General features: G+C 72.0%; 25 protein-coding genes. 13 read left to right on the top strand and 12 right to left on the bottom strand.

All coding sequences use genetic code 11. The features are described from left to right. Positions 1-23 precede the first annotated feature (23 nt). On the bottom strand, positions 24-2,417 hold the full coding sequence (locus HWD93_RS00125; RefSeq protein ID WP_261645660.1) for an Ig-like domain-containing protein: 2,394 nt from the start codon (positions 2,415-2,417) through the stop codon (positions 24-26). A 238-nt stretch (positions 2,418-2,655) separates the two neighbouring features. Between HWD93_RS00125 and HWD93_RS00120 the strand changes: the two genes are divergently transcribed. Together HWD93_RS00120 and HWD93_RS00115 are read left to right on the top strand one after the other, a co-directional pair. After that, positions 2,656-3,237, top strand: a complete 582-nt coding sequence (locus HWD93_RS00120; RefSeq protein ID WP_070416768.1) for a LemA family protein — start codon at positions 2,656-2,658, stop codon at positions 3,235-3,237. 22 nt (positions 3,238-3,259) lie between these two features. Continuing rightward, positions 3,260-4,159, top strand: a complete 900-nt coding sequence (locus HWD93_RS00115; protein WP_071302385.1) for a M48 family metalloprotease — start codon at positions 3,260-3,262, stop codon at positions 4,157-4,159. Between the two features lie 73 nt (positions 4,160-4,232). On the opposite strand, the gene HWD93_RS00110 is transcribed toward HWD93_RS00115, so the two are convergent. Next, positions 4,233-5,492, bottom strand: coding sequence for a winged helix-turn-helix domain-containing protein (locus HWD93_RS00110; protein WP_261645659.1), 1,260 nt, complete (start codon positions 5,490-5,492; stop codon positions 4,233-4,235). Positions 5,493-5,587: 95 nt separating this feature from the next. Between HWD93_RS00110 and HWD93_RS00105 the strand changes: the two genes are divergently transcribed. Then, positions 5,588-6,853 carry an AI-2E family transporter gene (locus HWD93_RS00105; RefSeq protein WP_261645658.1) on the top strand — a complete coding sequence of 422 codons (1,266 nt, stop codon included), beginning with the start codon at positions 5,588-5,590 and terminating at the stop codon, positions 6,851-6,853. A gap of 45 nt (positions 6,854-6,898) precedes the next feature. Continuing rightward, the gene (ilvA, locus tag HWD93_RS00100) at positions 6,899-8,143 is read left to right on the top strand and encodes a threonine ammonia-lyase (RefSeq protein WP_070416764.1); all 1,245 of its coding nucleotides are present in this window, start codon (positions 6,899-6,901) and stop codon (positions 8,141-8,143) included. Positions 8,144-8,225: 82 nt separating this feature from the next. On the opposite strand, the gene greA is transcribed toward ilvA, so the two are convergent. Beyond that, entirely contained in the window at positions 8,226-8,714 is a 489-nt protein-coding gene (gene greA / locus HWD93_RS00095; protein ID WP_070416763.1) for a transcription elongation factor GreA, read from the bottom strand. 67 nt (positions 8,715-8,781) lie between these two features. Next, complete coding sequence (locus HWD93_RS00090; RefSeq protein ID WP_175473661.1) at positions 8,782-9,273, bottom strand: DUF4307 domain-containing protein; 492 nt, start codon at positions 9,271-9,273, stop codon at positions 8,782-8,784. A gap of 33 nt (positions 9,274-9,306) precedes the next feature. Between HWD93_RS00090 and mca the strand changes: the two genes are divergently transcribed. Both mca and HWD93_RS00080 read left to right on the top strand, forming a co-directional pair. Beyond that, positions 9,307-10,197, top strand: a complete 891-nt coding sequence (gene mca / locus HWD93_RS00085; RefSeq protein ID WP_139201848.1) for a mycothiol conjugate amidase Mca — start codon at positions 9,307-9,309, stop codon at positions 10,195-10,197. Next, a complete protein-coding gene (locus tag HWD93_RS00080; RefSeq protein ID WP_261645657.1) occupies positions 10,194-10,541 on the top strand; it encodes a hypothetical protein in 348 nt (115 codons plus the stop codon). Before mca ends, HWD93_RS00080 begins: the two co-directional genes overlap by 4 nt. 125 nt (positions 10,542-10,666) lie before the next feature. Here HWD93_RS00080 and HWD93_RS00075 read toward each other — a convergent pair whose 3' ends face one another. Then, on the bottom strand, positions 10,667-11,401 hold the full coding sequence (locus HWD93_RS00075; RefSeq protein ID WP_070419188.1) for a hemolysin III family protein: 735 nt from the start codon (positions 11,399-11,401) through the stop codon (positions 10,667-10,669). 99 nt (positions 11,402-11,500) lie between these two features. Here HWD93_RS00075 and HWD93_RS00070 point away from each other — a divergent pair, with 99 nt between their 5' ends. The 3 genes from HWD93_RS00070 to HWD93_RS00060 all read left to right on the top strand — a co-directional run bounded on the left by HWD93_RS00070 (position 11,501) and on the right by HWD93_RS00060 (position 15,032). Further along, positions 11,501-12,286 carry an isoprenyl transferase gene (locus tag HWD93_RS00070; RefSeq protein WP_229085150.1) on the top strand — a complete coding sequence of 262 codons (786 nt, stop codon included), beginning with the start codon at positions 11,501-11,503 and terminating at the stop codon, positions 12,284-12,286. Positions 12,287-12,372: 86 nt separating this feature from the next. After that, positions 12,373-13,482, top strand: a complete 1,110-nt coding sequence (locus tag HWD93_RS00065; RefSeq protein ID WP_071294707.1) for an aminotransferase class V-fold PLP-dependent enzyme — start codon at positions 12,373-12,375, stop codon at positions 13,480-13,482. A gap of 188 nt (positions 13,483-13,670) precedes the next feature. Continuing rightward, positions 13,671-15,032 (top strand): PhoH family protein, encoded by a 1,362-nt coding sequence (locus HWD93_RS00060; protein WP_175473660.1) that lies wholly within the window; start codon positions 13,671-13,673, stop codon positions 15,030-15,032. A gap of 155 nt (positions 15,033-15,187) precedes the next feature. Here the strand turns inward: HWD93_RS00060 and HWD93_RS00055 are convergent, their stop codons facing one another. From HWD93_RS00055 to HWD93_RS00040, 4 genes are all read right to left on the bottom strand, one after another. Further along, positions 15,188-16,588, bottom strand: coding sequence for an aspartate ammonia-lyase (locus HWD93_RS00055; RefSeq protein WP_092384906.1), 1,401 nt, complete (start codon positions 16,586-16,588; stop codon positions 15,188-15,190). 119 nt (positions 16,589-16,707) lie between these two features. Then, complete coding sequence (locus HWD93_RS00050; RefSeq protein WP_070416758.1) at positions 16,708-17,322, bottom strand: carbonic anhydrase; 615 nt, start codon at positions 17,320-17,322, stop codon at positions 16,708-16,710. Positions 17,323-17,390: 68 nt separating this feature from the next. Further along, positions 17,391-18,029 (bottom strand): DUF4245 domain-containing protein, encoded by a 639-nt coding sequence (locus HWD93_RS00045; RefSeq protein ID WP_261645656.1) that lies wholly within the window; start codon positions 18,027-18,029, stop codon positions 17,391-17,393. After that, positions 18,026-18,271 (bottom strand): exodeoxyribonuclease VII small subunit, encoded by a 246-nt coding sequence (locus HWD93_RS00040; RefSeq protein ID WP_022906010.1) that lies wholly within the window; start codon positions 18,269-18,271, stop codon positions 18,026-18,028. Before HWD93_RS00040 ends, HWD93_RS00045 begins: the two co-directional genes overlap by 4 nt. Positions 18,272-18,356: 85 nt before the next feature. Between HWD93_RS00040 and HWD93_RS00035 the strand changes: the two genes are divergently transcribed. Next, complete coding sequence (locus tag HWD93_RS00035; protein ID WP_261645655.1) at positions 18,357-19,100, top strand: alpha/beta hydrolase; 744 nt, start codon at positions 18,357-18,359, stop codon at positions 19,098-19,100. 76 nt (positions 19,101-19,176) lie between these two features. Here the strand turns inward: HWD93_RS00035 and xseA are convergent, their stop codons facing one another. Then, positions 19,177-20,412 carry an exodeoxyribonuclease VII large subunit gene (gene xseA / locus HWD93_RS00030; protein ID WP_261645654.1) on the bottom strand — a complete coding sequence of 412 codons (1,236 nt, stop codon included), beginning with the start codon at positions 20,410-20,412 and terminating at the stop codon, positions 19,177-19,179. 124 nt (positions 20,413-20,536) lie between these two features. Here xseA and HWD93_RS00025 point away from each other — a divergent pair, with 124 nt between their 5' ends. Together HWD93_RS00025 and HWD93_RS00020 are read left to right on the top strand one after the other, a co-directional pair. After that, complete coding sequence (locus HWD93_RS00025) at positions 20,537-21,601, top strand: 4-hydroxy-3-methylbut-2-enyl diphosphate reductase (RefSeq protein ID WP_083295030.1); 1,065 nt, start codon at positions 20,537-20,539, stop codon at positions 21,599-21,601. Next, the gene (locus HWD93_RS00020; RefSeq protein ID WP_261645653.1) at positions 21,598-22,329 is read left to right on the top strand and encodes a DUF6264 family protein; all 732 of its coding nucleotides are present in this window, start codon (positions 21,598-21,600) and stop codon (positions 22,327-22,329) included. The genes HWD93_RS00025 and HWD93_RS00020 overlap by 4 nt, the downstream gene beginning before the upstream one ends. Before the next feature lie 23 nt (positions 22,330-22,352). Here HWD93_RS00020 and HWD93_RS00015 read toward each other — a convergent pair whose 3' ends face one another. Together HWD93_RS00015 and fbaA are read right to left on the bottom strand one after the other, a co-directional pair. Further along, positions 22,353-23,612: a M18 family aminopeptidase gene (locus HWD93_RS00015; protein WP_071302380.1), complete on the bottom strand. Its 1,260-nt coding sequence runs from the start codon at positions 23,610-23,612 to the stop codon at positions 22,353-22,355. A 94-nt stretch (positions 23,613-23,706) separates the two neighbouring features. After that, entirely contained in the window at positions 23,707-24,735 is a 1,029-nt protein-coding gene (fbaA, locus tag HWD93_RS00010; protein WP_261645652.1) for a class II fructose-bisphosphate aldolase, read from the bottom strand. A 160-nt stretch (positions 24,736-24,895) separates the two neighbouring features. Between fbaA and glpX the strand changes: the two genes are divergently transcribed. Next, on the top strand, positions 24,896-25,885 hold the full coding sequence (gene glpX, locus HWD93_RS00005; RefSeq protein ID WP_079238384.1) for a class II fructose-bisphosphatase: 990 nt from the start codon (positions 24,896-24,898) through the stop codon (positions 25,883-25,885). Positions 25,886-26,041: the final 156 nt, after the last annotated feature.

Genomic DNA, 26,041 nt, shown 5'->3' with positions numbered 1-26,041 from the left:
TCCGGGCCCTGACGGTGCCACGTTCAGGCGCGCTGGTCGACCCGGGCCGCCCGCTGCCAGCACCAGACGGCGACGGCCCCGGCGGTGCAGACCGCGGCGACGACCACCAGTGCGACGGGGGAGACGTGCGTCCCGGCGGACCCGGAGTACACGGCGGCGGCCAACGCGACGGCGACCGCGGCGATGGCGGCGTACCGACCACGGGACCGCGCGAGCAGGGACTGCCCGGCGGACCCGGCCACCGGCAGCAGCGTCACGACGACGGCGCCGAGGCCGCCGACGCACAGGGTGATCGCGAACTCGGACACGAACGACACCCAGAAGCCGGACCCCGGCGTGACGGAGTGCAGGACCCAGCCGGCCGCCGCCACGACGAGCAGCGCGATCGACCGCCAGGTGGCGCTGCGGGCGCCGGCAGCGATCGAGGAGCCGAGCCGGAGCGCCCGGGTGTCGAGGTCCGGTCGGCCGATCGGCACGAGGACGGCACCGACGATGACGGCGGGTGAGAGGTCGAAGGTCCGGGTGACGCCGCACGCCACGAGGGCGGCGAGCACCAGCCAGGGGGAGACCCGGAACCCGATCGTGCTGCGGTCGGTGCCGGCTGCCCAGCGGGTGGCGAGGACGATCGTCGTCGTGAGGACGGCCGCGCCGAGCAGGACCGCGATCGCCAGGCGGACGTAGCGGGCTTCGAGGGAGATGCCGACGCCGAGGAGCGTGCACAGTCCGACGACCAGCACCGCGACGGTGATCGAGGCCCAGGTCGGGAGCACGTCCTCGCCGCGGCGCCGCTCGTCACGGGGGCGGTTGCGACCGAGGAGTCCGGCGAACGGCGAACGGATCCGGCCCCGGGCGACGCCGGCGACGAGTGCGAGCGGACCCGCGATGAGCACGAGGAAGCCGGCGGCGACGGCCGTGGCGACGAGGACGGTGCGCCACGAGAACGCCGCCTGGATGGTCGGCACGGTGGTGTCGTACGCGGTGGAGGCGGTCCAGTCGCCGGCGGGGCCGGACCAGTCGAGCCCGCGGCCGTGCCCGCCCGTGGTGGTGCCGGACCCGCTGCCGGCGCCGGTGCTGCCGCCGGAGCCTCCATCGGAACCGGAACCGGAACCGGAACCCGAACCCGGACCGGAGCCGGGACCGGAACCTGGGCCGGTGCCGGGGCCGGAGGAGCCACCGGTCGCGGTGCCGTGGCCGTTCGGGCCCGTCGTCGTGCCGGTGCTGCCCGTTCCGGTACCAGGGGTCCCGGACGGCGAGCCGCTGCCGGTGGACCCGTCACCCGGCGTGCCCGGTGCCGCGGACGCACGGGAGACGACGACCCGGACGGCCGTCGAGGTCGGCGAGAAGTTGCCGGCGGCGTCGTGCTGCGTCGCCGTCACCGTCCGGCTGCCGGCGCCCAGCGTCGAGCCGGCCGTGGTGCAGGACCACCGGCCGGAGGCGGGCACCTCGGTCCGGCACACGGGCGCACGGTCGACGTACACGGTGAGCACGGCGCCCGCCTCGCCCGTCCCGCTGACGGTCAGGGGCTGGACGCGCACGCGGTCGCCGGACCCGGGCGCGGTGATGCGCGGTGCCGTCGGTGCGGTCCGGTCGAGCGTCACGGTCACCGGGGTCGACGCGGCGCTCCGCAGGTCGGACCGGTATCCGTCGGCCGTGCTCGCGGTCTGCGTGGCGGTGACGGAGAGCCGTGCGTCGCCGCCCGGGGTGCCGCCGCGGAGGGACACCGTCCACCGGCCGTCGGCACCGACCGTGGCGGTCCGGTCCGTCGACGACCCGGACACCGAGAGCGTGACGGTCGACCCGGCGTGTCCGGTGCCGGTCACCGGACCGTTCGTGGGCCGTGCGGTGGTGACGACCGGCGGGACGATGACGTCGGACGCCGGGGTGCGCGCCGAGCCGAGCCCGGGGAAGCTCTGGTCCGCCACGGTGAAGACCTGCTGCGGTCCGCTCCGGACGGTCGCGAGGCAGGACCAGGCACCGTCGTCGTGGACGGTCGCGGTGCACCCGGTCGACCCGGTCGTCGCCGGACCGGTGACCCGCAGGGCGTGCCCGGGGGTGCCCCTGCCGCTGAAGCGCACGGTCCCGCTGGTGATGTCGCCGGGGTCGTCGATCGACGGGCGCACCGGGGGCCGGCTCGGCGACGTGGTCGGGGGTGCCGGGGTCAGGTGGTCCTGGGGCGCTGGCGTGGGGGTGGGTGTCGTGCCCGGATCGGGGTCGGCCCCAGCGGCAGCACCGGTGGACGTCACGGCTGCGGACGTCCCGGCTGCGGACGTGACGGCGGTGGCCGGGGCCACGGCGAGGGCGAGCAGGCCCACGACGAGGGCGGCCCCCGCGGCGACGGCCAGCGTGATCCGGGTTCGGCGAACGGGGCCGTCGCCCCCGACAGCCCGGTCGTCCACGTTCTCCCCGCGCGCGTTCATCCGAGTCCATCCCACGTGATCGAGCCGCTCGGGTCAATACGTCGATCGGATGATGTCCGTGGACCGAGCGACACGCCGAGCAGCCCGAGCGCGCGGTGTGTGCGACTCGGGAATCGCCCGTGAACCGGGGCCGTGGACGAGAGGGCACCCCGCTGGTCGATACAATCGTCCTCGGCCGTGACGCCGGCCCGACGGCCCCGTCACACCGCGATCCCGACGCGCAAAGGAGTACGCCCTCATGGACACCGGACTCATCACGACGCTGATCGTCGTCGGAGTGGTGGTGGTCCTCCTCGTCGTCGTGGGGATCTACCTGTGGGTCACGTACAACTCGCTCGTCACGCTGAAGGTCCGCGTCGACGAGGCATGGAGTGACATCTCCGTGCAGCTCAAGCGCCGCGCCGACCTCATCCCGACGATCGTCGAGACGGTGAAGGGCTACGCCACGCACGAGAAGTCCGTGTTCGAGGCCGTGACGAAGGCCCGCGCCGAGACGCTCAGCGCCGGGGACGCCTCGAGCGCCTCCACGGCAGAGGGGCACATGCAGAAGGCGCTGAAGAGCGTGTTCGCGGTGGCCGAGGGGTACCCGCAGCTGCAGTCCAGCCAGAACTTCCTGCAGCTGCAGTCCGAACTCGTCGACACCGAGGACAAGATCCAGTCCGCCCGTCGCTTCTACAACGGCGGCGTCCGCGAACTGAACACCAAGATCCGGGTCTTCCCGAACTCGTCGTTCGCGAAGAGCCGTGGCTTCACCGAGGCGTCGTTCTTCGAGACCGCCGAGCCCGCGGCGATCGCCGAACCGCCGCGCGTCCAGTTCTGACCCGCCGGGCGACGGCTGCGACGTGTACAGCGCGATCGCGCGCAACAAGCGCAACACGGTCCTCATCGTCCTGGTCTTCCTGCTGATCATCGGGGCGCTCGGGTTCCTCGGCGGCTACCTCGCCGGCAACGTGTCGATCGGCGTGATCGTCCTCGTGGTCGCCCTCGGGTACGCGCTGGTGCAGTACTTCGCCGCGGGTCGCCAGGCCACGGCGATCGCGGGCGGCATCGAGATCGACCGGAACACCGAGCCACGACTCTGGCGCACGGTCGAGAACCTCGCGATCGCCACCGGGATGCCGATGCCGCGCGTCTTCGTGATCGAGGACCCGTCGCCGAACGCCTTCGCCACCGGCCGTGACCCCGACCACGCGATCGTCGCCGCGACCACCGGGCTGTTGGCGATCATGGACGACCAGGAGCTCCAGGGCGTCATGGCCCACGAGCTCGGGCACGTCCGGAACTACGACATCCGCGTCTCCACGATGGTGTTCGGGCTCGTGGTCGCGGTCGGTCTCATCGCCGACGTGCTCCTCCGCATCTCGATCTTCAGCGGGCTCGCCGGCGGTCGGAACCGGAACAACGACAACGGCGGCAACAACCCGATCCTGCTCATCGCCGGCCTCGTGGCGGTCATCGTGGCACCGATCGCCGCGGCGGGCGTGCAGGCCGCGGTGTCCCGGCAGCGGGAGTACCTGGCGGACGCGACCGGCGCGATGACCACCCGCCACCCCGAGGGGCTCGCCCGTGCGCTCGAGAAGCTCGGCGCGTACGGCCGGCCGATGCAGACGCAGAACTCGTCGATGGCGCACCTCTGGATCGCCGACCCGATGCGGCCCGGCCTGATGGACCGGCTGTTCTCCACGCACCCGCCCCTGCCGGACCGGATCGCGCGGCTGCGCGGGAGCCTCGACCGGTTCTGACCCGACGGCGGGTGCCAGCGACCGGGTGTGGCCCAGGAGGCGCGGGCCGGCCCCGCCCCGCACCACCGGCCCGTCAGACGGCCGGTTCCAGCGCCACGCTCGCGTCCGCGTCGTCGGCCGCGACGTGCGGCACCAGCCGGACGCCGAGCGCCCCCGCGACCGCAGTCGCGGCGGTTCCGCGGTCGGTGACCTCGACCCCGTCGAGCCCCTGCCACGCGGCCGTCCGTCGGAGTGTCTCGGCGAGCCGCCCGGCATCGAGCCGCTCGCCCGGCTCTTCCCACGCCGTCCGCACGCGCAGGACCCCGCGTTGCCGGTCGCTCTTCAGGTCGACCCGCCCGACGAGCCGGTCGTCCTGCAGGACGGGCAGGACGTAGTAGCCGAAGACCCGCTTCGGGGCCGGCGTGTAGATCTCGATCCGGTAGTGGAAGCCGTACATCCGCTCGGCCCGCCGCCGGAACCACACGACCGGGTCGAAGGGACTGAGCACGGCGTCGGCCGTCACGTGCCGCGGGACCCGGGCATCGGCGTGCATCCAGGCGCGCTCGCTCCAGGACTCGACCCGCACGGGCACGAGTTCCCCGGCGGCGACGAGTTCGGCGATCGCCGCGGCGGTGTCGTCGGAACGGAGCCGGTAGTAGTCGGCGATGTCCGCGCGGGTGCCGACGCCGAGCGCCCGGGTGGCCCGGCGGACGAGTTCGAGGACGGCTGCGGGTCGCGCCGGTGCGGCCTCGAGCGTGCCGGCAGGCAGGACCTGCCCGGGGAGCGCGTAGACCCGCTCGAAGCCAGCCCGTCCGGCGCTCACGACGTCGCCCCAGCGGAACATCTGCTCGAGCCCGAGCTTCACGTCGCTCCAGCCCCACCACGGCCCCCGACGGACGTTCGACTCGTGCTCGACCGCGCTCGCCGGCATCGGCCCCTCGGCCGCGAGCAGCGCCCGGAGCTCGCGCCGGACCCCCTCGGTCCGCCGGACCCCGTCGATCCGGTTCGGCCACGAGTCCCGCTCGCGCAGCGCGTCCATCCGCCACCGGAAGAGGGGGAGGTCGGCGCGGTCGACGAAGGCGGCCTCGTGCGCCCAGTACTCGGCGTAGGGACCGCGCTTCGACATCGTCAGACGGTCGAGCGTGGACCGGTCGTAGGCGCCGAGCCGGGCGAAGAGCGGCAGGTAGTGGCTGCGCTCGAAGACGTTCACGGAGTCGATCTGCAGCAGGCCGAGGCGCGCGAACCCAGCGTTCAGCGCCCGGGTCGACACGGCGTCGGCAGGCGGCTGGCCGAAGCCCTGGGCAGCCAGTGCGACGCGGCGGGCCTCGGCAGCGGAGAGCGTGGTCCTGACCATGTCCCGAAGGCTACCGATCGCCGCCGACACCCCGGGTCCGGTGACGTATGCCGTATCTGGTACCTGTCGGGCCGCACATCGGTACACTCGCGATCATGGCATGGGGCAGAAAGCAGCAACCGACGCATCCGGACCCCGTGGTCGAGGAGTCCGTCCCGACCGGCATGCGGATCGCCGGCGCGTGGTCGTGGCGGATCCTGGTCGTCATCGGGGTGATCGCGGTCTTCATCTGGCTGATGACGATCTTCAGCCAGATCCTCATCCCGTTCCTCGTCGGCATCGTCGTCTCGGCGCTGCTCGTGCCGATCTCGAACTGGATGCAGCGCCACCACGTGCCGAAGTGGCTCGCGGTCGTCATCAGCCTGCTCGGCGGACTCGCGGCGATCGGCGCGCTGGTGTGGCTCGTCGTCGACCAGATCATCGCGTCCTACCCGTCGCTCCGAGACCGCACGGTCGACCAGTACGCGAACATCAAGGACCTCGTCCTGAACTCCGGCCTGGGGATCACGCAGGGCGACGTCAACGGCTGGCTCGACGACGGCACGAAGTGGCTGCAGGACAACAGCGCGTCGATCCTCTCCGGGGTCGCGAGCGCGGGGTCCGGTGCCACGCACGTGTTCGAGGCGCTCTTCATCATCCTGTTCACCACGATCTTCCTGCTCATCGACGGCAAGAACGTGTGGCGGTGGGCCGTGCGGCTCTTCCCGAAGAAGGCCCGTGCGACCGTCGACGGCGCCGGTGTCGCGGGGTGGATCACCCTGACGAGCTTCATCCGCGTGCAGATCTTCGTCGCCTTCGTGGACGCCGTCGGCATCGGGCTCGGCGCCTTCATCGTCGGCCTGTTCTTCGGCGGCATGCCGCTGGTGATCCCGATCGCGGCGTTCGTCTTCCTCGGTGCCTTCATCCCCGTCGTCGGTGCGATCGTGACCGGGTTCCTGGCCGTCTTCGTCGCACTCATCTTCAACGGCCCGCTCGCGGCCGTCCTCGTCCTCGCGGTCGTGCTGCTCGTGCAGCAGATCGAGGGACACATCCTCCAGCCGCTCGTCATGGGCAACGCGGTCAAGGTCCACCCGCTCGCGGTGGTCCTCGGCGTCACGGCGGCCTCCGGGCTCGCGGGCATCGCCGGTGCCTTCTTCGCCGTGCCGCTGATCGCCACCGTGAACACGATGGTCATGACGATCGCGAGCGGCCGCTGGCGTGGACTCGACTCCGAGCACGTGCTCGAGGCCACCCCGAAGCGCGGCCAGCACGGGCAGCTCCAGCTCCGGCGTGGCCGCCGCCACAAGGTCGGCGACGCGGTCCCGGCACCGGGCAGCAAGCCGGAGCCGGCGGCGGCTGAGGGCACTGCCAGCACCAACTGACGTCACGGGTTCGTCAGGAGTGCCGCGAGCGACGATGATGGACCCGTGACCGACACCACCACGCCGCTGATCCCCACGCTCGACGACATCGAGAAGGCACGTGTGACGATCGCCGGGGTCGCCCGTGTCACCCCGATGGAGACCTCGCAGTTCCTCGCCGAGGTCCTCGGGTCGCCGGTGCACCTCAAGTGCGAGAACCTGCAGCGCACCGGTGCGTACAAGGTCCGTGGCGCGTACAACCGCCTGTCGACCCTCACCCCGGAGCAGCGGGCCGCGGGGGTCGTCGCCGCCAGCGCCGGCAACCACGCGCAGGGGGTCGCCCTCGCCGCGCGCGAGCTCGGCATCCCCGCGACGATCTTCACGCCGGTCGGCGTCGCCCTGCCGAAGCTCCAGGCCACGCGGCACTACGGCGCCGAGGTCGTCCTGCGCGGGCACTCGGTGGAAGAGGCGCTGAGCGCGGCCAAGGACTTCGCGACACGGACCGGAGCGGTCTTCATCCCGCCGTTCGACCACCCCGCGGTCATCGCCGGCCAGGGCACGCTCGGGCTCGAGATCCTCGACCAGGTGCCCGACGCCGACACGGTCATCGTGCCGATCGGCGGCGGCGGCGTCATCGCCGGCATCGCCCTCGCCGTCAAGGGCGTCGCCGAGCGCCTCGGACGCACCATCCGGGTCATCGGGGTGCAGGCCGAGAACGCCGCCGCGTACCCGAGCTCGCTCGAGGCCGGCGAACCCGTCACCGTCAGCACGAAGCCGACGATCGCGGACGGCATCGCCGTGGCCAGACCCGGCGACCTGAACTTCCCGATCATCCGCGACCTCGTCGACGACATCGTCACCGTGTCCGACGACGACGTCGCCCGGTCGCTCCTGGTGCTGCTCGAACGCGCCAAGCTCGTCGTCGAGCCCGCCGGAGCCGTCGGCGTCGCGGCGATCATGTCCGGTGCCGTCCGCGACACCGGTCGCACCGTCGTCCTGCTCAGCGGCGGCAACATCGACCCGCTCATGATGGAACGCGTGATCACCCGCGGCCTCGTCGCGGCGTCGCGCTACATCGGCATCCGGATCATGCTGCCGGACCGCCCCGGTCAGCTCGCTCGCGTCTCGCAGGTCATCTCGGACGCCGGTGCGAACGTCGTCGAGGTGCTCCACACCCGGCACGGCCAGGGGCTCGTCATCAACGAGGTCGCGCTCGACCTGTCGATCGAGGCGCGCGGTCCCGAGCACGCACAGGAGGTCATCCACCGCCTGCACGAGGTGGGCTTCCAGCCGGAGCTGCTCGAGCACTGAGACGGGCACTGAGCTGAGCCGGAGACGGACAGGAGGCGCGGTGCCAGCTGGCACCGCGCCTCCTGTCCGTCAAGGGTGGCGTCTACGGCTCGTAGCGCTCGACCTTCGTCACCTCGACGGCGATCTCCTTGCCGTTGGGCGCGGTGTACGTGGCCTTCTCGCCGGCGCGCAGGCCGACGATGGCCGCGCCCACCGGGCTGACCGGGCTGTAGACGGTGAGGTCCGAGCCCTCGCCGACGATCTCGCGGTTGCCGACCAGGAACGTCGACTCGTCACCGGCGATGACGGCGGTCACCACGGTGCCGGGCTCGACGGTGCCGTCGAAGTCCGCTTCGCCGACGGTGGCGTGCTTGAGGAGCTCGGTGAGCTGACGGATGCGGGCCTCGATCTTGCCCTGCTCGTCCTTGGCGGCGTGGTAGCCGCCGTTCTCCTTGAGGTCGCCCTCTTCGCGAGCGGCTTCGATGCGGTTCGCGATCTCCTGGCGACCTTCACCGGACAGCGTCTCGAGCTCGGCCGTGAGGCGGTCGTGCGCCTCTTGCGTCAGCCACGTGACCTGGGTGTCGTTGCTCATGGTGATTCCCTTCAGCAAAGAACAAGACCGGCCGGTGTGGCCGGTCTTGTCCGCGAATCACAGCAGTCTAGGGAACCCAGCAGTCGTGGATCAAGCCGGTCACACCGCGTGACACGGTGTTCACGGGCGTGCTGATGCTCCGGACGCGCTGATCGGATGCCGGCACCCGGATCTCGCGCCAGCCGACGATCGTGTACGACTTGTCGAGGACCTGGACGGCGCACTTCGCGACCGTGCCGGGGTCGACGGAGATCTGCGTGTGCACGACCACCTGGTGGTCGGAGACGACCTGGTACCCGACGTCGTCGGTGTCGAGGCCGTGGCTGGTCTGCCCGGGACCGGCCCAGACCACCCAGACGATGAACACCAGGGCGACGGCGGCAGCGGCGACGATCCCGATCAGCCGCGTGCGACGAGCGCGTCCGGGGGTGCGGCCGTAGCGGTCGTCCAGCGTCGCGGTGGTGCTGGCGGACGGCTGAGGTGCCGGTTGGTGCTGCGGTTCGGACAGTTCGGGGCTCCCGGGGTGATTATCCTGATCCCAGGGTAGTTCACGTGACACTGTGTGCTGCCACGCGATCAGTGAGGAAGACCAGTGCCGTACCGCTTGATGGCCGTCCACGCCCATCCCGACGACGAGTCGAGCAAGGGAGCGGCGACCGCGGCGAAGTACGCGGCCGAGGGCAACGAGGTCCTCGTGGTCTCCTGCACGGGCGGCGAGGCGGGGGACATCCTCAACGACCAGCTCGGCGAGCCCGCCACGAGCCGGGCGCACCGCGACATGGCCGGGTACCGCCGCACCGAGATGGCCGGGGCCCAGGCGGCGCTCGGCATCGACCACCTGTGGCTCGGGTACCACGACTCCGGCCTGCCCGACGCCGACAAGGGCGAGACGGTCCGCCCCGGCACCTTCTCGACGGTGCCGCTCGAGTACTCGACCGAGGCCCTCGTGCGGGTCATCCGGCGCTTCCGCCCGCACGTGCTCGTCACCTACGACGAGAACGGCGGCTACCCGCACCCGGACCACATCCGGACGCACGAGGTCTCGGTGGCCGCCTGGCGCGACGCCGCGGACCCCGAGAAGTACCCCGACGCCGGGCCCGCGTGGTCCGTCGCGAAGCTCTACTACGAGCGCACCATGAACCCCCGGCGCTTCCGGACGGTCTTCGAGGCCCTGCAGGAACGCGACCCGGACAGCCCGGCGGTCGAGCAGCTGCGCGAGTGGGTCGAACGGTTCGCCGACCGGCCCGACCTCGCCACGACCCACGTCGACGTGCACGAGTACTTCGACGCGCGTGACGCGGCGCTCCGGGCCCACGCGAGCCAGGTGCCGCCGGACAGCGCCTTCTTCTACTGGCCGAACGACCTCCTCGCGACGGTGTGGCCGACCGAGGACTACCAGCTCGTCGAGGCCCGCGTGCCGACCGAGCTCCCCGAGTCCGACCTGTTCGCGGGGATCCCTGCCGACAAGGACACCACTGCGTGAGCACCCTCCACGCGGCACTCGCCGCGACCCCCAGCCAGAGCCCGACCTCGAGCGTCCCGGACGTCGACGTGACGCCCGGGGTCGCGGGCTTCATCGCGATCGCGGTCGTGGCCATCGTGACGATCCTGCTCGTGATCGACATGACGCGGCGCATCCGGCGGACCCGCTACCGGGCGGAGATCCGGGAGCGGCTCGAGGCCGAGGCGAACGGCACCGCGGGTGGCGATCGTGACGGCGTCGACCGTGACGGCATCGATCGCGACGGCGTCGCGACGGACGAGCCGGAGCGGCGTGCGGCCGAGGACGGCCGGGCCGGCGTCGGGGACGACACCGAGCGCGGCTGACGCCACGGGCGCGGCTGACGCGACCGGCGCGGCTGACGCGATCTGTGCGGTGGACCCGCGTGTGTGCGGGACGGGAGGCACGGTGCGGGCCCGACCCGCGCCTCCCGTCCGACGGACCGTCGCGGTCAGCGCACCGGGTCCAGCGCCACGATGAGGACACCCGCCCACTGGGCGGCGAACGCGACGACCGTGAGTGCGTGGAAGACCTCGTGGAAGCCGAACACCGTCGGCGACGGGTTCGGCCGCTTGAAGCCGTACACGAGCGCACCGAGGATGTAGGCCACGCCGCCGGAGAGCACGAGGACCGTCATCGGGACGCTCGCGGCGAAGAACTGCGGCAGCAACCCGAGCGCCGCGCAGCCGAGCACGAGGTAGATCGGCACGTAGAGCCACCGGGGCGCCCCGATCCAGAGGACCCGGAAGGCGATGCCGAGCGCCGCGCCGGACCACATCACCCAGAGCACCACGACCATCAGGGTGTGCGGCAGGGCGCAGATCGCCACGGGTGTGTACGTGCCGGCGATGAGCAGCAGGATGTTCGTGTGGTCGATGCGCTTGAGCACCGCCTTGACCGTCGGGCCCCAGGGGAACCGGTGGTAGGTCGCCGAGACGCCGAACATCGCGAGCGACGTCGCCATGAACACGGCGCTGCCCACCTTCGCCGCGGGTGAGCCCGCGAGGACGATGAGCACGATGCCCATCGCGATGGCGAACGGGAACGCCCCGAGGTGGATCCAACCGCGCCACGCGGGCCGGGGTTCGGACGCGCTGGCGGTCGTCCGTCCGGCGGTCGCGGTGCTCGCGGCCTCGTCGGTGAAGGGGACGTGGGGGAGGGTCCCGGTGTCGTGCTCGGCCTGCATGGTCCGACCGTAGGGGCCGATGCCGAACGAACGCCGAACACGGGCGGACGGCCCGGGGAACGCGGCTCGCTCCGAGGCACCGTGCACTATGTTCGTTCCGTGACCGGCAGGGTGGGATGGGCAGGACGAGGGATCCTCTACCGCGCCTACCAGAACCGGATCCGCCGGCAGATCGACGGCTCGGCGATGCCGAAGCACGTCGCCATGATCGTGGACGGCAACCGTCGCTGGGCGAAGCAGCTCGGTCTCGAGTCCGCCGCGCACGGGCACCGCGCGGGCGCCGCGAAGATCCCGGAGTTCCTGACGTGGTGCGACGACCTCGGCATCGAGGTCGTGACGCTCTACCTGCTGTCGTCCGACAACCTCAAGGGTCGTGGCGGCGACGAACTCGAGCAGCTCGTCGGCATCATCGCCGACCTCGCGGGGACCCTGGCCGACCACCGGGACTGGCGGGTCCAGCACGTCGGCTCGAACGAGGGCCTGCCCGAGCCCCTCGTCGCCGCGCTCTCCGCCGCCGAGCAGCGCACGGCGGAGCACACCGGGCTGCACGTGAACCTCGCGGTCGGCTACGGCGGCCGTCGGGAGATCGCGGACGCCATGCGCAGCATCGTGCAGGCGCACGACGAGGGCGGCGGCACGCTCGACACCCTGGCCGAGGTCCTCACGCCCGAGCTCATCGGTGACCACCTCTACACCCAGGGGCAGCCGGACCCCGACCTGGTCATCCGGACGTCGGGCGAACAGCGGTTGTCGGACTTCATGCTGTGGCAGAGCGCGCACAGCGAGTTCTACTTCGTCGAGGCGCTCTACCCGGACCTGCGCGAGGTCGACTTCCTGCGCGCCGTCCGCGACTTCGGGTTGCGGTCCCGCCGGTACGGCGGCTGACGACCGCCGTTCCCCGCACTGCGGCGGCTGTCGGCCGTTCATCCCAGTAGACTCACAGGGTTTTCGTCCCACGGAAGGTTGCCCCTGTGAACATCGCCGAGTACGCCTCAGGCTTCGCCGAGGAGCCCGGCTACCTCGACCACGCCGCGTTCGGTCCCGTCCAGACCGCGGTCCTCGAGGAGCAGCGCGTGCTCGGGACGATCCAGGAGCACATGCGCTTCGGCGCCATGGAGACGCTCGACGAGCAGGACGCCCGGGTCCGCACCGTCGCCGCACGGCTCGTCGGCCGGCGCGAGGACCAGGTGGTCTCGCAGACCGCCACGACGCCCGGGCTCCTGCACACCGCGTTCGGGCTCACCGGAGGCGTGCTCGTCTCCGCCGACGAGTACCCCTCGCTGCCGTTGGCCCTCGCGAGTGCCGCCTCGGCCACAGGTGGTCGCGTGCAGCCCGTCGTGATCGAGTCCGGCGCCGGGTGGATGACGCCGTCGCTCATCGAGTCGCGCCTGTCCGACGACGTCACCGCGGTCGCCGTCTCGCTCGTCGACTGGCAGACCGGCTACCTCGCTGACCTCGCCGCCATCCGCGAGGTCATCGGCGACCGCCTCCTCATCGTCGACGCCATCCAGGGCTTCGGCGTGGTCGACGCCCCGTACGAGCTCGCCGACGTCGTCGCGACCGGCGGCCAGAAGTGGCTGCACGCCGGGTGGGGGACCGGGTTCACCGCGTTCAGCGACCGTGCCCTGAACCGCCTCCGGCCCGCACTGTCCGGCCCGCACGGCACGACCGGGTGGCCGACCGAGGTCCCGTCGGTCCGTCCGGGTGCCGCCGGCTTCCAGATGACCCGCACCGACCCGGTGTCCCAGGCACGCCTGGCGGTGTCGCTCGACCGGCTCACGGCGGTCGGTGTCGCCGCCGTGCAGGAGCGGGTCACCGACCGGGTCGAGCGGGTGTTCGACATCGCCGACGAGTTCGGCCTCTCCGTCGAGTCCAGCCGCGACCCCCGGGAGCGCGCCGGGATCGTGGTGCTCCGACCGCCGCAGGGACGGCTCACCGCGCTGTCCGCGGCGTTCCACAACCACGGCGTGACGGTCACGACGCGGCTCGGGGTCGCGCGGGTGTCGGTGTTCGCGTCCACCACGGACGAGACGCTCGACATGTTCCGCGACGCCTGCCTGTCGTACGCCACGATGCAGTAGCGGCCGCGTTGTTCACGTGACCGTAACTCGGGGAACCGCGTGTCGCTGGTGCCGTGTCGGGGGTCGGACGTAGCTTGTCCCCATCGGGCACCGCGCCCGATCGAAGCGGCCACAGTCGGTGCTTCGCAGACCCGCTCCACGGCCGCGTTCGAGGACATGGACCGGGCCGAGCGCGGCCCGGGGATGGAGTGGTCGTGACCTCTCAGAACGTCTCTCGCGGAACACAGCAGCAGCACACCGCGGACTCGTCCACATCGGTCGCCCAGCGCACGTACGTGCTCGACACCTCGGTGCTCCTCAGCGATCCGCGGGCACTGTTCCGCTTCGCGGAGCACGCGGTGGTCCTGCCCGTCGTGGTCGTCAGCGAACTGGAGTCCAAGCGCAACGACCCGGAGATCGGGTACTTCGCCCGGCAGGCACTCCGACTCCTCGACGAGCTCCGGATCGAGCACGAGCGGCTCGACTTCCCGATCGCGATCGGCGACGGCGGCTCGTTCCGGGTCGAGCTGAACCACTCGAACCAGTCCGTCCTCCCGTCCGGGCTGCAGCTCGGCGACAACGACTCGCGGATCCTCGCGGTCGCCTCGAACCTCAAGAACGACGGACTCGACGTGGTCGTCGTGTCGAAGGACCTGCCGCTGCGCGTCAAGGCGTCCTCGATCGGCATGGCGGCCGAGGAGTACCGCGCCGAGCTCGCGGTCGACTCCGGGTACACGGGGATCGCCGACCTGCAGGTGTCCGGCGAGCAGATGTCCGACCTCTACGAGAAGGAGGAGATCCGCTCGTCGCAGCTCGACGGCGTCCCGGTCAACACCGGCGTCGTCATCCACTCCGAGCGCGGCTCCGCCCTCGGCCGGGTGCACACCGCCGGCGCGGTGGCGCTGGTGCGTGGCGACCGCGAGGTCTTCGGCCTCCGCGGGCGCTCCGCCGAACAGCGGCTCGCGATCGACGCGCTGCTCGACCCGGAGATCGGCATCGTCTCCCTCGGCGGCAGCGCCGGCACGGGCAAGTCGGCGCTCGCGCTCTGCGCCGGTCTCGAGGCCGTCCTCGAACGCCAGCAGCACAAGAAGATCATGGTGTTCCGGCCGCTCTACGCGGTGGGCGGCCAGGAGCTCGGGTACCTGCCGGGCGACGCGTCCGAGAAGATGAACCCGTGGGCACAGGCGGTGTACGACACGCTCGGCGCACTGGTCTCCGACAACGTCCTCGACGAGGTCGTCGAGCGGGGCATGCTCGAGGTACTCCCGCTGACGCACATCCGCGGGCGCTCCCTGCACGACGCGTTCGTGATCGTGGACGAGGCGCAGTCGCTCGAGCGGAACGTGCTGCTCACGATGCTGTCCCGCATCGGGCAGAACTCGCGGGTGGTCCTCACGCACGACGTGGCGCAGCGTGACAACCTGCGGGTCGGTCGGCACGACGGGGTCGCGTCGGTGATCGAGCGGCTCAAGGGACACCCGCTGTTCGCGCACGTGACGCTGACGCGCTCGGAGCGGTCCGCGATCGCGGCGCTGGTGACGGAGATGCTCGACTCGCCCGACCTGGTCTAGCGGCGGCGCGCGGCACGCTGCGCGTCAAACCACGAAACCGACGTCGAACCGGCCCTGGATGCTGGTTCGATGTCGGTTTCGTGGTTCCGAACAACCTGACGGACAGGAGGCGCGGTGCCAGCTGGCACCGCGCCTCCTGTCCGTGACGGGGTGCGTCAGTTCGGGTGCGTCATGCTGAGCACGTCGAGGGCGCTGTCGAGCTGCTCCTCGGTGACCTCGCCCCGCTCGACGTGGCCGAGTGCGATCACGGCCTCGCGCACGGTGACGCCTTCCTGCACCGCGAACTTCGCGACCTTCGCCGCCGCCTCGTACCCGATCACGCGGTTGAGCGGGGTGACGATGGACGGCGAGGACTCGGCGAACGCGCGGGCGCGGTCGAGGTTCGCCTCGAGCCCGTCGATCGTCTTGTCGGCGAGCACCCGCGAGCTGTTCGCGAGCAGGCGGATCGACTCGAGCAGCGCGGTGCCCATCACGGGGATCGCGACGTTCAGCTCGAACGCACCGGAGGCGCCCGCCCACGCGATGGTGGCGTCGTTGCCGATCACGCGTGCGGCGACCATGAGCGTGGCCTCGGGGATGACGGGGTTGACCTTGCCGGGCATGATCGACGAGCCGGGCTGGAGGTCCGGGATGTGCAGTTCGCCGAGGCCCGTGTTCGGCCCCGAGCCCATCCACCGGAGGTCGTTGTTGATCTTCGTCAGGCTGACCGCGATGACCTTGAGCGCTCCGGACGCCTCGACCAGGGCGTCCCGGGCGCCCTGCGCCTCGAAGTGGTCGAGCGCCTCGGTGACGGGCAGCCCGGTGTCGCTCGCGAGCTGGGCGATCACCCGCTGCGGGAAGCCCTTCGGCGTGTTGATCCCGGTGCCGACGGCCGTGCCGCCGAGCGGGACCTCGGCCACGCGGGGGAGCGTCGCGTTCACCCGCTCGATGCCGAGACGGACCTGGCGCGCGTAGCCGCCGAACTCCTGCCCGAGGGTGACGGGCGTGGCGTCCATGAGGTGCGTGCGGCCGGACTTCACCGCGTCGGCCCAGAGCGTGGCCTTCGCCTCGAGCGACTCGGCGAGGTGCTCGAGCGCCGGGACGAGCGTGCGGATGAGGGCCTCGGTCACGGCGACGTGCACCGACGTCGGGAACACGTCGTTCGAGGACTGCGAGGCGTTCACGTGGTCGTTCGGGTGCACCGGGGCACCGGCGACCTCGGACGCGAGGGTCGCGAGGACCTCGTTCATGTTCATGTTCGACGAGGTCCCGCTGCCGGTCTGGTAGACGTCGACGGGGAACTGGTCGTGGTGGGCGCCACCGATGATGGTGTCCGCCGCCTCGACCACGGCAGCGGCCAGGGTCGGGTCGACGATGCCGAGCTCACCGTTGACGATCGCGGCCGCCCGCTTGATCCGGGCGAGGGCGACGATCTGGGCCGACTCGAGCCCGCTCCCGGAGATCGGGAAGTTCTCCACCGCACGCTGCGTCTGCGCCCGGTAGAGCGCGGACACCGGCACCCGGACCTCGCCCATGGTGTCGTGCTCGATGCGGTACTCGCCGGAGCTGTCGGTCACGGTGGTCGGGGTGGTGTCGGTCACGTCGTCGTGGTCCTTCCTGGGGTGCTCGCCGGCCGCGGTCGCGCCGGCTGGTGGGTGTCCCGATGGTGTCCGGGACGGGTCGTCGTGGCGGTCGGTCAGGCCTGGCCCACGACGGTGTCGACGGCGACCTCGCCCGTGGTGAGGTCGTAGGTCGCGCCGACGACGGCCAATCTACCCTCGGCGATCGCGTCCGAGACGGCGCCGGAGCGTTCGATCACCTGACGGAGCGTGGCTTCGAGGTGGGCGGCGCCGACGGATTCCTGGGGGACGTCGGCGTCGGTGGTGCGGACGCGCTCGACGCTCGGGGCGATGGCGTCGACGAGGGCCTGCAGGTGCGGGGCGGGGACGGGCTCGCCGGAGCGGGCGGCCGCGACGGCGCCGCACTTGGTGTGCCGGAGGACGACCACGAGCGGCGTGCCGAGCGCGACGACGGCGAACTCGATCGATCCGAGCACGACGTCGTCGACGATCTGGCCGGCGTTGCGGATGGCGAAGAGGTCACCGATGCCGGCGTCGAACACGTGCTCGAACGGCACGCGGGAGTCCGAGCAGCCGAGGACGGTGGCGAACGGTGCCTGCGACCCGGCGAGCTCCGAGCGGCGGTCCGGGTCGATCCGGCCGGTGCGGCGCTTGTCGGCGGCGAAGCGGGCGTTGCCCTCGACGAGGAGTCGGAGGGCGTCGGACGGGGTGGAGGCGGCGCGGTCGGGCATGGGGCTCCTCGGGTGCTTCGGGTGGTTCGGGTCGTGGTCGTGCTGCTGCTGCGGCGGGTCTTGGCTCGTCAGTTCGCGAACTGCTTGCTGACGGCGGTCGCGACGGTCCGGAAGGAGGTGTCGTCGGCGGTGCCGGACAGGACGACGGTGCCCTGGTCGAACGTCGACACGAGCGAGTACGCCTGGTTGCCCGCGTCGTCGCCCTCGGCCCGGCGGTCGTACACGGTCCACTTCGTCCCGGCGATCGTGCGGGTGCCCGTGGCGGCGTGCTGGTCGAGCTCGTTCGACACCCAGGTCGCGTTCGCGTCGATGCCCTGCTGCAGGCCGATGTACTGCTTGTCCGGCGTGAGCAGGCCGACGGTCCAGACGCTCACCCCGTCGGACGTCTTGTCCTGGTAGTCGGCACGGTTGGACGAGAAGTCCCTCGGCAACGCGGGCGCGGCGAGCGTGACGCCCGGCACCTGGGCCTGCGAGGCCACCTGGCGAAAGTCGACCGTCCGGTCGCCGATCGTGGTGTCCGGACGCACGACGACCGCGACGAGGAACAGCACGATGCCGAGCGACGCGATGAGTGCGAGCACGAGGTTGAACGCGGTCTGGTGCTGCCGCCGGGCGGTGCGGGCAGCGTCCTTGCGCGCCCAGGTCTCCTCCGGTGTCTCGGGGCGGCCCAGCTCGGCGACGATCGGGCGGCCGTCGGCGTCGGTCATCGCGCTGCGCCGTCCTCGGACTCGGACGCGGCGCGTGCGGCGTCGAGCCGGGCCCGGGCGCCGACGAGCCACTCTTCGCACCGGGCGGCCAGGGACTCGCCCCGTTCCCACAGGGACAGCGAGCGTTCGAGCGTGGCCGATCCCTGTTCGAGCTCGGCGACGACGCGCACGAGTTCGTCGCGCGCCGCTTCGTAGCTCAGCGACCGGACGTCGGGCTGCTCGGGTTCCTGCTGGGATGACACCCCTCGATCCTACCGAGCGCCCACCGACGTGCCGCCCGCGGGGACGAACCCGTGGACAACTCCCGGCCGCGTAGGGTCTGGGGGCATGACGGACCTCCCCGACGGCGCGACCTGGTACCCGGCCCCGACCGCCCCGGACCCCGCGGACGCGCGACCCGACGTCGCCCTCGTCCTGCCCGGCGGCGGGTACCACGGCCACGCCGCCCACGAGGGTGAGGGCTACGCCCGGTGGCTCAACACGATCGGCATCCCCGCCGTGGTCTTCGCGTACCCGGTCGCCCCGCACCGGCACCCCGACGCCGTGGTGGCGACCAGGACGCTCGTGCGGGACCTGCGCGCCGGAAGGTACCCGGGCCTCCCGTCCGCTCCACGCGTCCTGCTGGTCGGCTCGTCCGCGGGTGGCCACCTCGCTGCCCTCGTCTCGAACGCGCCGACGCCCGACGAACGCGCCGTGTCGGACGTGGACGACCGACCCGACCTCGCGCTGCTCTGCTACCCGGTGGTCTCGATGACCGACCACCAGCACCGGGGGAGCGCGGACAACCTGCTCGGCACGGGGGCGACGGTGTGGGCGCTGGGGGCGCTCGACACGGAGCTCATGGTCGACGGCGCGACCCCGCCGACGTTCCTCTGGCACACCGCCGAGGACCCGGCCGTCCACGTCACGCACTCGCTGCGCTACGGGCAGGCTCTCGCGCGCCGGGCGGTGCCGTTCGAACTGCACGTCTTCGAGCGTGGCGCGCACGGGATCGGGCTCGCTGAGGGCACCGGGACCGCTGCCGCGTGGCCGGGCGTCGCCGAGGCCTGGCTGCGCGACCGCGGGTGGTGACCGCTCGCCGCCGCGACACCCGCCGCGACGCCCGCCGCGACGCCCGCCGCGACGCCCGCCGTGACGTCGACCGGGGTCAGGCCCCGTCCGGACCGGGACCGTCCGGCTCGAGCGTCCCGGTTGCGGTGCCCGCGCCGAGCGTCACGTGCACGGGCGTCGCACCGCTGAGGTCCCCCGAGCCCCGCACCACGCCGCCGTCGGCCGTCTGCACGATCGCGTAGCCGCGCCGCAGGGTGTCCCGCGGCGACAGCGCCCGGAGCCGGGCGGTGAGGTGCCCGACCTCGGAGTGGGAGCGTTCGAGCCGGCGGTCGAGGAGTTCACGGGCGCGGGAGAGGTCGCGCGCCACCTCTTCCGCGCGGGTGTCGACGAGCCACGCGGTGGACGCCAGGGCGGGGCGGGAGCGCAGGGCCGCGATCCGGTCCGCCTCGACCGAGAGGGTGTGCGACAACCGGAGCCCGAGTCGTGCCCGCGCCTGCCGGACGTTGGCGAGTTCCTCGGCGACGTCGGGGACCACGCGCTTGGCCGCGTCGGTCGGGGTGGAGGCACGGAGGTCGGCGACCTCGTCGAGGATCGGCCGGTCGGCCTCGTGCCCGATCGCCGAGACGATCGGAGTGCTCGCAGCGGCCGCGGCACGGACGAGTCCCTCGTCGCTGAAGCCGAGCAGGTTCTGGAAGTCGCCGCCGCCGCGGGCCACGATGATGACGTCGACGGTCGGGTCGGCGTCGAGCTCGAGGATCGCCGCGGTGACCTCGCTCACGGCGCGCTCGCCCTGCACGGCCGTGTGGACCGTCCGGAACTCGACCTGCGGCCACCGGAGCTGGGCGTTGCGCTTGACGTCCTTCTCGGCGTCGGAGTCCTTGCCGGTGATCAGCCCGATCCGGTGCGGCAGGAAGGGCAGGCGCTTCTTCCGGGACGGGTCGAACAACCCTTCCTCGGCGAGGGCGCGGCGCAGGCGTTCGAGCCGCTCGAGCAGGTCGCCGAGTCCGACGTGCTTCATCTCGACGACCTGCATCGTCAGCGAGCCGCCCTTGACCCAGTAGTTCGGCTTGACGGCCGCGACGACCCGGTCGCCCTGCTTGATGTCCGCGGGGACCCGGGAGCGCACGCTCGACCAGATGGAGAACGACACCGTGGCGTCGACGTCGACGTCCTTGAGCTTGCCGTAGACGTTGCCGCCCGCGACGTTCCACTGGGTGATCTCGCCCTCGACCCAGGCGGTGCCGAGCCGGTCGATCCAGTCGCGGAGCTTCGCGCCGAGCAGCGCGACGGGCCACGGGTCGTCAGCCGTCGGGGGACCCTGTTCGATCGCCAATGTCGTTCCTTCCACGCGGGACGTCCATGCTGCCCGAGACCGGTGACAGCGCGCTCCGGACGGGTTGTCCACAGGTCCGTGCGCGCTCAGCCCGCGCGCGTCCCGCTCACCTATCATCGGGGACGTGACGATCACCAACGGCCACACGGTCCCGCTCGCCCCGCCGCGGGTCCTCGCGGCGCGCGGCCGGCTGCGGGACGAACCGGTCGCCGGTACGAAGAAGGTCCTGCTCGCCGCCCCCCGCGGGTACTGCGCGGGCGTCGACCGCGCCGTGGTCGCGGTCGAGAAGGCGCTCGAGCAGTACGGCGAGCCCGTGTACGTGCGCAAGCAGATCGTCCACAACGTCCACGTCGTGTCGACGCTCGAGCAGCGCGGAGCGGTCTTCGTCGACGACGTCGCCGAGGTCCCGCGCGGTTCGCACGTGGTCTTCAGCGCGCACGGCGTCTCACCGGCCGTGGTGGCCGGCGCCGCCGACCGCGACCTGCACGCCATCGACGCCACGTGCCCGCTCGTCACGAAGGTCCACAGGGAGGCGACGCGCTTCGCGAAGGCCGACCGCACCATCATCCTCATCGGGCACGCCGGCCACGAAGAGGTCGAGGGCACCATGGGCCATGCACCCGACCGCACGATCCTGGTCAACGGACCGGACGACGTCGCCGCGCTCGAGGTCCCCGACCCCGAGAACCTCGTCTGGCTCTCGCAGACCACGCTGAGCGTCGACGAGACGATGGAGACCGTCCGGCTCCTGCGCGAGAAGTTCCCCGCGATCGAGGACCCGCCCTCCGACGACATCTGCTACGCCACCCAGAACCGCCAGGTCGCGATCAAGAAGGTCGCCCCCGGAGCCGACCTCGTGATCGTGGTCGGCTCGGCGAACTCCTCGAACAGCGTCCGCCTGGTCGAGGTCGCGTTGGAGCACGGCGCGAAGGCCGCACACCGCGTCGACTACGCCGCCGAGATCCAGCAGGACTGGCTCACCGGAGTCGGCACCGTCGGCGTCACGAGCGGCGCCAGCGTGCCGGAAGAGCTCGTCACCGAGGTCCTCGACCAGCTCGCGGACGCCGGCTACGCCACGGTGGAAGAGGTCGTCACGGCGCACGAGGACCTCATGTTCTCGCTGCCGAAGGAGCTCCGCACGGACGCGTCGGGCAACCCGACGCGCGCACTCGGCGGGCGTCGACGGTGAGCGGGGGCACGGACGGCTGGTCCGCGGTGCCCGCCCGCGAGCCGGGTCAGGTCGTCGATCCCTCCCTCGGCCAGGAGGCGCGGCGCACCCCCGCCACGTCGGCTGACGGTGACGCGCACGGTCGCGTCCACGGCCGTCCGGCACCGCAGTACGGCGAGTACGCGCCCGACGGTTGGGTGAACCCGGTGCTCGTCGAACAGGAGCGCCTCGAGCACGAGGAGCGCTCCCGAGCCGCAGGCGAACGCGAGACCCGCGACCACCCCGATCGCGACCGCGATCCCCGTGCCGGCGCCCAGCGGCCCGGCCCGGCAGCCGACGGCGGGACGGCTCGCCCGACACCCCTCGCCGGACGCTTCGGCCGCACCCCGCTCGACTTCGTCCTGACGGTCGGGCTGCTCGTGATCGGGCTCTGGTCGGTCGTCGAGTCCCTCGCCGTCGGCACGACCGCCTCGACCATCCGGACCCTCGTGGAGCGCCAGTACACCGAGCTGTCCGACCCGGCGGCGCTGTCGACCGCCGTGCTCGTGCGGGCGGTCGTGCTGGTCGTGGTGTTCGTGCTCGTGGCCTGGTGGTCGATCCGACGGCTCCGTGCCCGGCGCTGGACGTTCTGGGTCCCGCTCGTGGGCGGTGTCGTCGCGTCGGTGCTCGGCATCGTGCCGGTGATGGTCGTGCTCTTCCAGGACCCGGCGTTCACGGCCTACGTGCAGCGGATGGCCGCCGGCGGCTGACCCGCCCGCCGGGCGCTCCCGCGTCAGCCAGCCAGGAACGCGGCGACGGCGCCGTGCAGGGACGCGAGGTCGTCGACGTGCACGAGCTCGCGGATCGAGTGCATCGACAGGAGCCCGACGCCGATGTCGATCGTCGGGATCCCGAGCCGGGTCGCCGCGATCGGGCCGATGGTCGAGCCGCCCGGGATCGTGTTCACGTTGACGAACGGCTGCCACGGCACGCCCGCGGCAGCACACGCGGTGGCCCAGACGGCCTCGCCCTTCGCCTCGGTCATGTAGCGCTGGTTCGCGCTGATCTTCAGGAGCGGGCCCGCTCCCGGACGCGGACGGTTCGTGGGGTCGTGCTTCTCCGGCTGGTTCGGGTGCACGAGGTGCCCGGCGTCGCTCGACAGCAGCCACGAGGCACGGAACGCCCGCGCGGCTTCGGAACGGGTGGCGCCGAGGCCCTCCTGCACGCGACCGAGGACGTCCTCGAGGAAGGGACCGCCGGCACCGGACGGCGTCGAGGACCCGATCTCCTCGTGGTCGAACGCCGCGAACACGGGGATGTGGTCGCCGTCGGCCGGGGCCTCGACGATGCCGCGGAGTCCGGCGTGCACGCTCGTCAGGTTGTCCATCCGGCCCGAGGCGAGGAACTCGCGGTCGATGCCGATCCGGGCCGGCACCTGGGTGTCGGCGAGGAAGAGGTCCCACGACACGGCACCGTCACCGAGCCGGGCGCGCAGCCACGACACCACGTCGGTCCCACCCGTGTCGCCGTCGACCCCGACGATCGGCAGGGTGTGCCGCTGGCGGTCGATCTCCTTGCCGTCGTTCACGCCGCGGTCGAGGTGGATCGCGAGGTTCGGGATGCGGGCGACGGCGTCGGTGGACACCAGGCGGACCGTCCCGTCCGCGTCGACGACCCGGCCGGCGATGCGGAGGTCACGGTCGAACCACGTGGAGAGGAGCGCGCCGCCGTAGACCTCGACGTTCAGCTGCTCCCAGCCGCCGGTGCGCACGCCGGGGTTCGGCTTGATGCGGAACCCGGGGGAGTCGGTGTGGGCGCCGAGGATCCGGAACGGGGTGGTCGGGGTGGCCCCGGACGGCAGACGCCAGGCGATGACGGCACCGTCACGGACCACCACGTACGCGCCGGGCGTCGTCGGCCAGGCGCCGAGCTCGTCGAGCTCCTCGAACCCCGCGGCGACGAGGCGGTCCCGGGCGGCCGCTGCCGCGTGGAACGCGGTGGGGGACTCGGTGACGAACTGGGCGAAGTCGGAGGCGATGGCGTCGGCGGTCACCCGACCATCGTGGCACGGCGGTGGCGGCGACCGGACGCGGAACGGGGCGCGTCCGTCGGACGCGCCCCGTTCCTCCAGGCCGTTGCTCGGGGTGTCAGCCCTTGGTGTGGCCGGCCGAGCCGAGCACCTTCGCGGCCTCGCCCACGCGAGCCGCCATGGCGGTCTCGGCGACCTTGCCCCAGGCGCGCGGGTCGTACTGCTTCTTGTTGCCGACCTCGCCGTCGATCTTCAGGACGCCCTCGTAGTTCCGGAACATCGAGTCGGCGATCGAGCGCGTGAACGCGTACTGCGTGTCCGTGTCGATGTTCATCTTGATGACGCCGTTGCGGACGGCCTCGTGGATCTCGTCGTCGGTCGAGCCGGAGCCACCGTGGAAGACGAGGTCGAGGGGGTTCTCGCCGGTGCCGTGCTTGGCCGCGACCGAGGCCTGGATCTCGCCGAGGAGCTCGGGGCGGAGCTTGACGTTGCCCGGCTTGTAGACGCCGTGCACGTTGCCGAACGTGAGCGCGGCGATCCAGCGGCCCTTGTCGCCCAGGCCGAGTGCGTCGACGACCCGCTCGACGTCGTTCGGGGTCGTGTACAGGGCGTCGTTCGTGCCCTCGTGCTCGACGCCGTCCTCTTCGCCGCCGACGACGCCGATCTCGACCTCGAGGATCGCGTTGATGTTCCGCGTCTTCTCGATCATGGTCTTGGCGATCTCGATGTTCTCGTCGAGCGGCACGGCCGAGCCGTCCCACATGTGCGACTGGAAGATCGGGTTGCGGCCGGCGCGGACCTCTTCCTCGCTCGCTGCGATGAGCGGCAGGACGAAGCCGTCGAGGGCGTCCTTGGGGCAGTGGTCGGTGTGCAGCGCGACCGTGATGTCGTAGTTCTTCGCGACCTCGTGGGCGAACTTCGCCATCGCGAGGGCACCGGCGGCGCGGTTCTTGATCGTCTGGCCGGCGAAGTAGTCGGCACCGCCCGTCGTGACCTGGAGGATGCCGTCCGAGCCGGACTCCTGCAGGCCCTGGAGGACCGCGTTGATGGTCTGCGACGAGGACACGTTGACCGCGGGGTACGCGAACTTGCCCGCCTTCGCGCGTTCGATCATCTCGGCGTACTGTTCCGGCGTTGCGATGGGCACGTGGATCTCCTTCGACTTCGGTGATGTCCCCGCCGATCGTAGTCAGCCGGACTGGAGGCGCGGTGCGGGTTACGCGGTCGGCCCGCGCCCGGCGTGCACATGCGTCCACGGGCCCGTTGTCCGGACCGTCGGTCGGCTGCCGGTCGGTAGGCTGGCGGTCGTGACTCCCACGACGGAAACCGGCTCCCTGTTCCTCCAGCCCGACCGCAACCTGGCGCTCGAGCTCGTGCGTGCGACGGAGGCCGCGGCGATCCGTGCGCAGCCGTGGGTCGGGCGTGGTGAGAAGAACCTCGCGGACGGTGCCGCCGTCGACGCGATGCGGAAGTTCCTCGGCACGGTGAACTTCGACGGCGTGGTCGTCATCGGCGAGGGCGAGAAGGACAACGCCCCGATGCTCTACAACGGCGAACACGTCGGCAACGGGCACGGCCCGGCCTGCGACATCGCGGTGGACCCCATCGACGGCACCTCGCTGACCGCCGCGGGTCGCCAGAACGCGATCTCGGTGATGGCCGTCTCGGACCGCGGCTCGATGTACGACCCGTCCGCCGTGTTCTACATGGACAAGATCGCCGCCGGCCCCGAGGGTCGCGGCGTCCTCGACCTCGAGAAGCCCATCGGTGACAACATCCGTGCGCTCGCGAAGGCGAAGGGCAAGGACCTCGAGGACATGCAGATCGCCGTCCTCGACCGTCCCCGCCACGACGAACTCATCCGTGCGATCCGTGCGACCGGTGCCGGCACCCGGCTGCTGCTCGACGGTGACGTCGCCGGTGGCATCGCGGCGGCGCTGCCCGGGTCGACGATCGACATGTGCGTCGGTGTCGGCGGCACCCCGGAGGGCATCATCACCGCGTGCGCGATCAAGGCGCTCGGCGGTGTGATCCTCGGCAAGCTCCAGCCGAAGGACGACGAGGAGCGCGAGAAGGCGATCGCCGCCGGACACGATCTCGACAAGGTCCTCGACCAGGACGACCTGGTCACGGGCGACAACACGTTCTTCGTCGCCACCGGTGTCACCGACGGGGTGCTCGTGGACGGTGTCCGCCGGTCGCGCGGCGTCATCCACACGGATTCGCTCGTGCTGCGGTCCCGCTCGAACACGATCCGTCGCATCCAGGCGGACCACCGCGCCGAGAAGTGGTTCTGATCCGCTGACGCCGGGGCGCGGCCGCGCGGACGCCGCTGCGCGGCGGCGCGGCGCACATCGCGTTCGCACAACCGAAGTCCGTCCGAACCACGTTCCCGCGTGGTTCGGACGGACTTTCGTTGTGCGGGGCGGGGCGGGGCGGGGCGGGGCGGGGCG

Origin of the sequence: Curtobacterium sp. C2H10, assembly GCF_025407985.1 — a bacterium.
Classification (GTDB): Bacteria; Actinomycetota; Actinomycetes; order Actinomycetales; family Microbacteriaceae; genus Curtobacterium.
This window is presented reverse-complemented; position numbering and strand designations above follow the sequence as displayed.

What these genes read in the sequence shown, in the direction of transcription:
- HWD93_RS00125 (WP_261645660.1), bottom strand. Translation starts at nt 2,417, where the DNA reads ATGAACGCGCGCGGGGAGAACGTGGACGACCGGGCTGTCGGGGGCGAC.
- HWD93_RS00120 (WP_070416768.1), top strand. Translation starts at nt 2,656, where the DNA reads ATGGACACCGGACTCATCACGACGCTGATCGTCGTCGGAGTGGTGGTG.
- HWD93_RS00110 (WP_261645659.1), bottom strand. Translation starts at nt 5,492, where the DNA reads ATGGTCAGGACCACGCTCTCCGCTGCCGAGGCCCGCCGCGTCGCACTG.
- HWD93_RS00105 (WP_261645658.1), top strand. Translation starts at nt 5,588, where the DNA reads ATGGCATGGGGCAGAAAGCAGCAACCGACGCATCCGGACCCCGTGGTC.
- greA (WP_070416763.1), bottom strand. Translation starts at nt 8,714, where the DNA reads ATGAGCAACGACACCCAGGTCACGTGGCTGACGCAAGAGGCGCACGAC.
- HWD93_RS00075 (WP_070419188.1), bottom strand. Translation starts at nt 11,401, where the DNA reads ATGCAGGCCGAGCACGACACCGGGACCCTCCCCCACGTCCCCTTCACC.
- HWD93_RS00050 (WP_070416758.1), bottom strand. Translation starts at nt 17,322, where the DNA reads ATGCCCGACCGCGCCGCCTCCACCCCGTCCGACGCCCTCCGACTCCTC.
- HWD93_RS00045 (WP_261645656.1), bottom strand. Translation starts at nt 18,029, where the DNA reads ATGACCGACGCCGACGGCCGCCCGATCGTCGCCGAGCTGGGCCGCCCC.
- HWD93_RS00035 (WP_261645655.1), top strand. Translation starts at nt 18,357, where the DNA reads ATGACGGACCTCCCCGACGGCGCGACCTGGTACCCGGCCCCGACCGCC.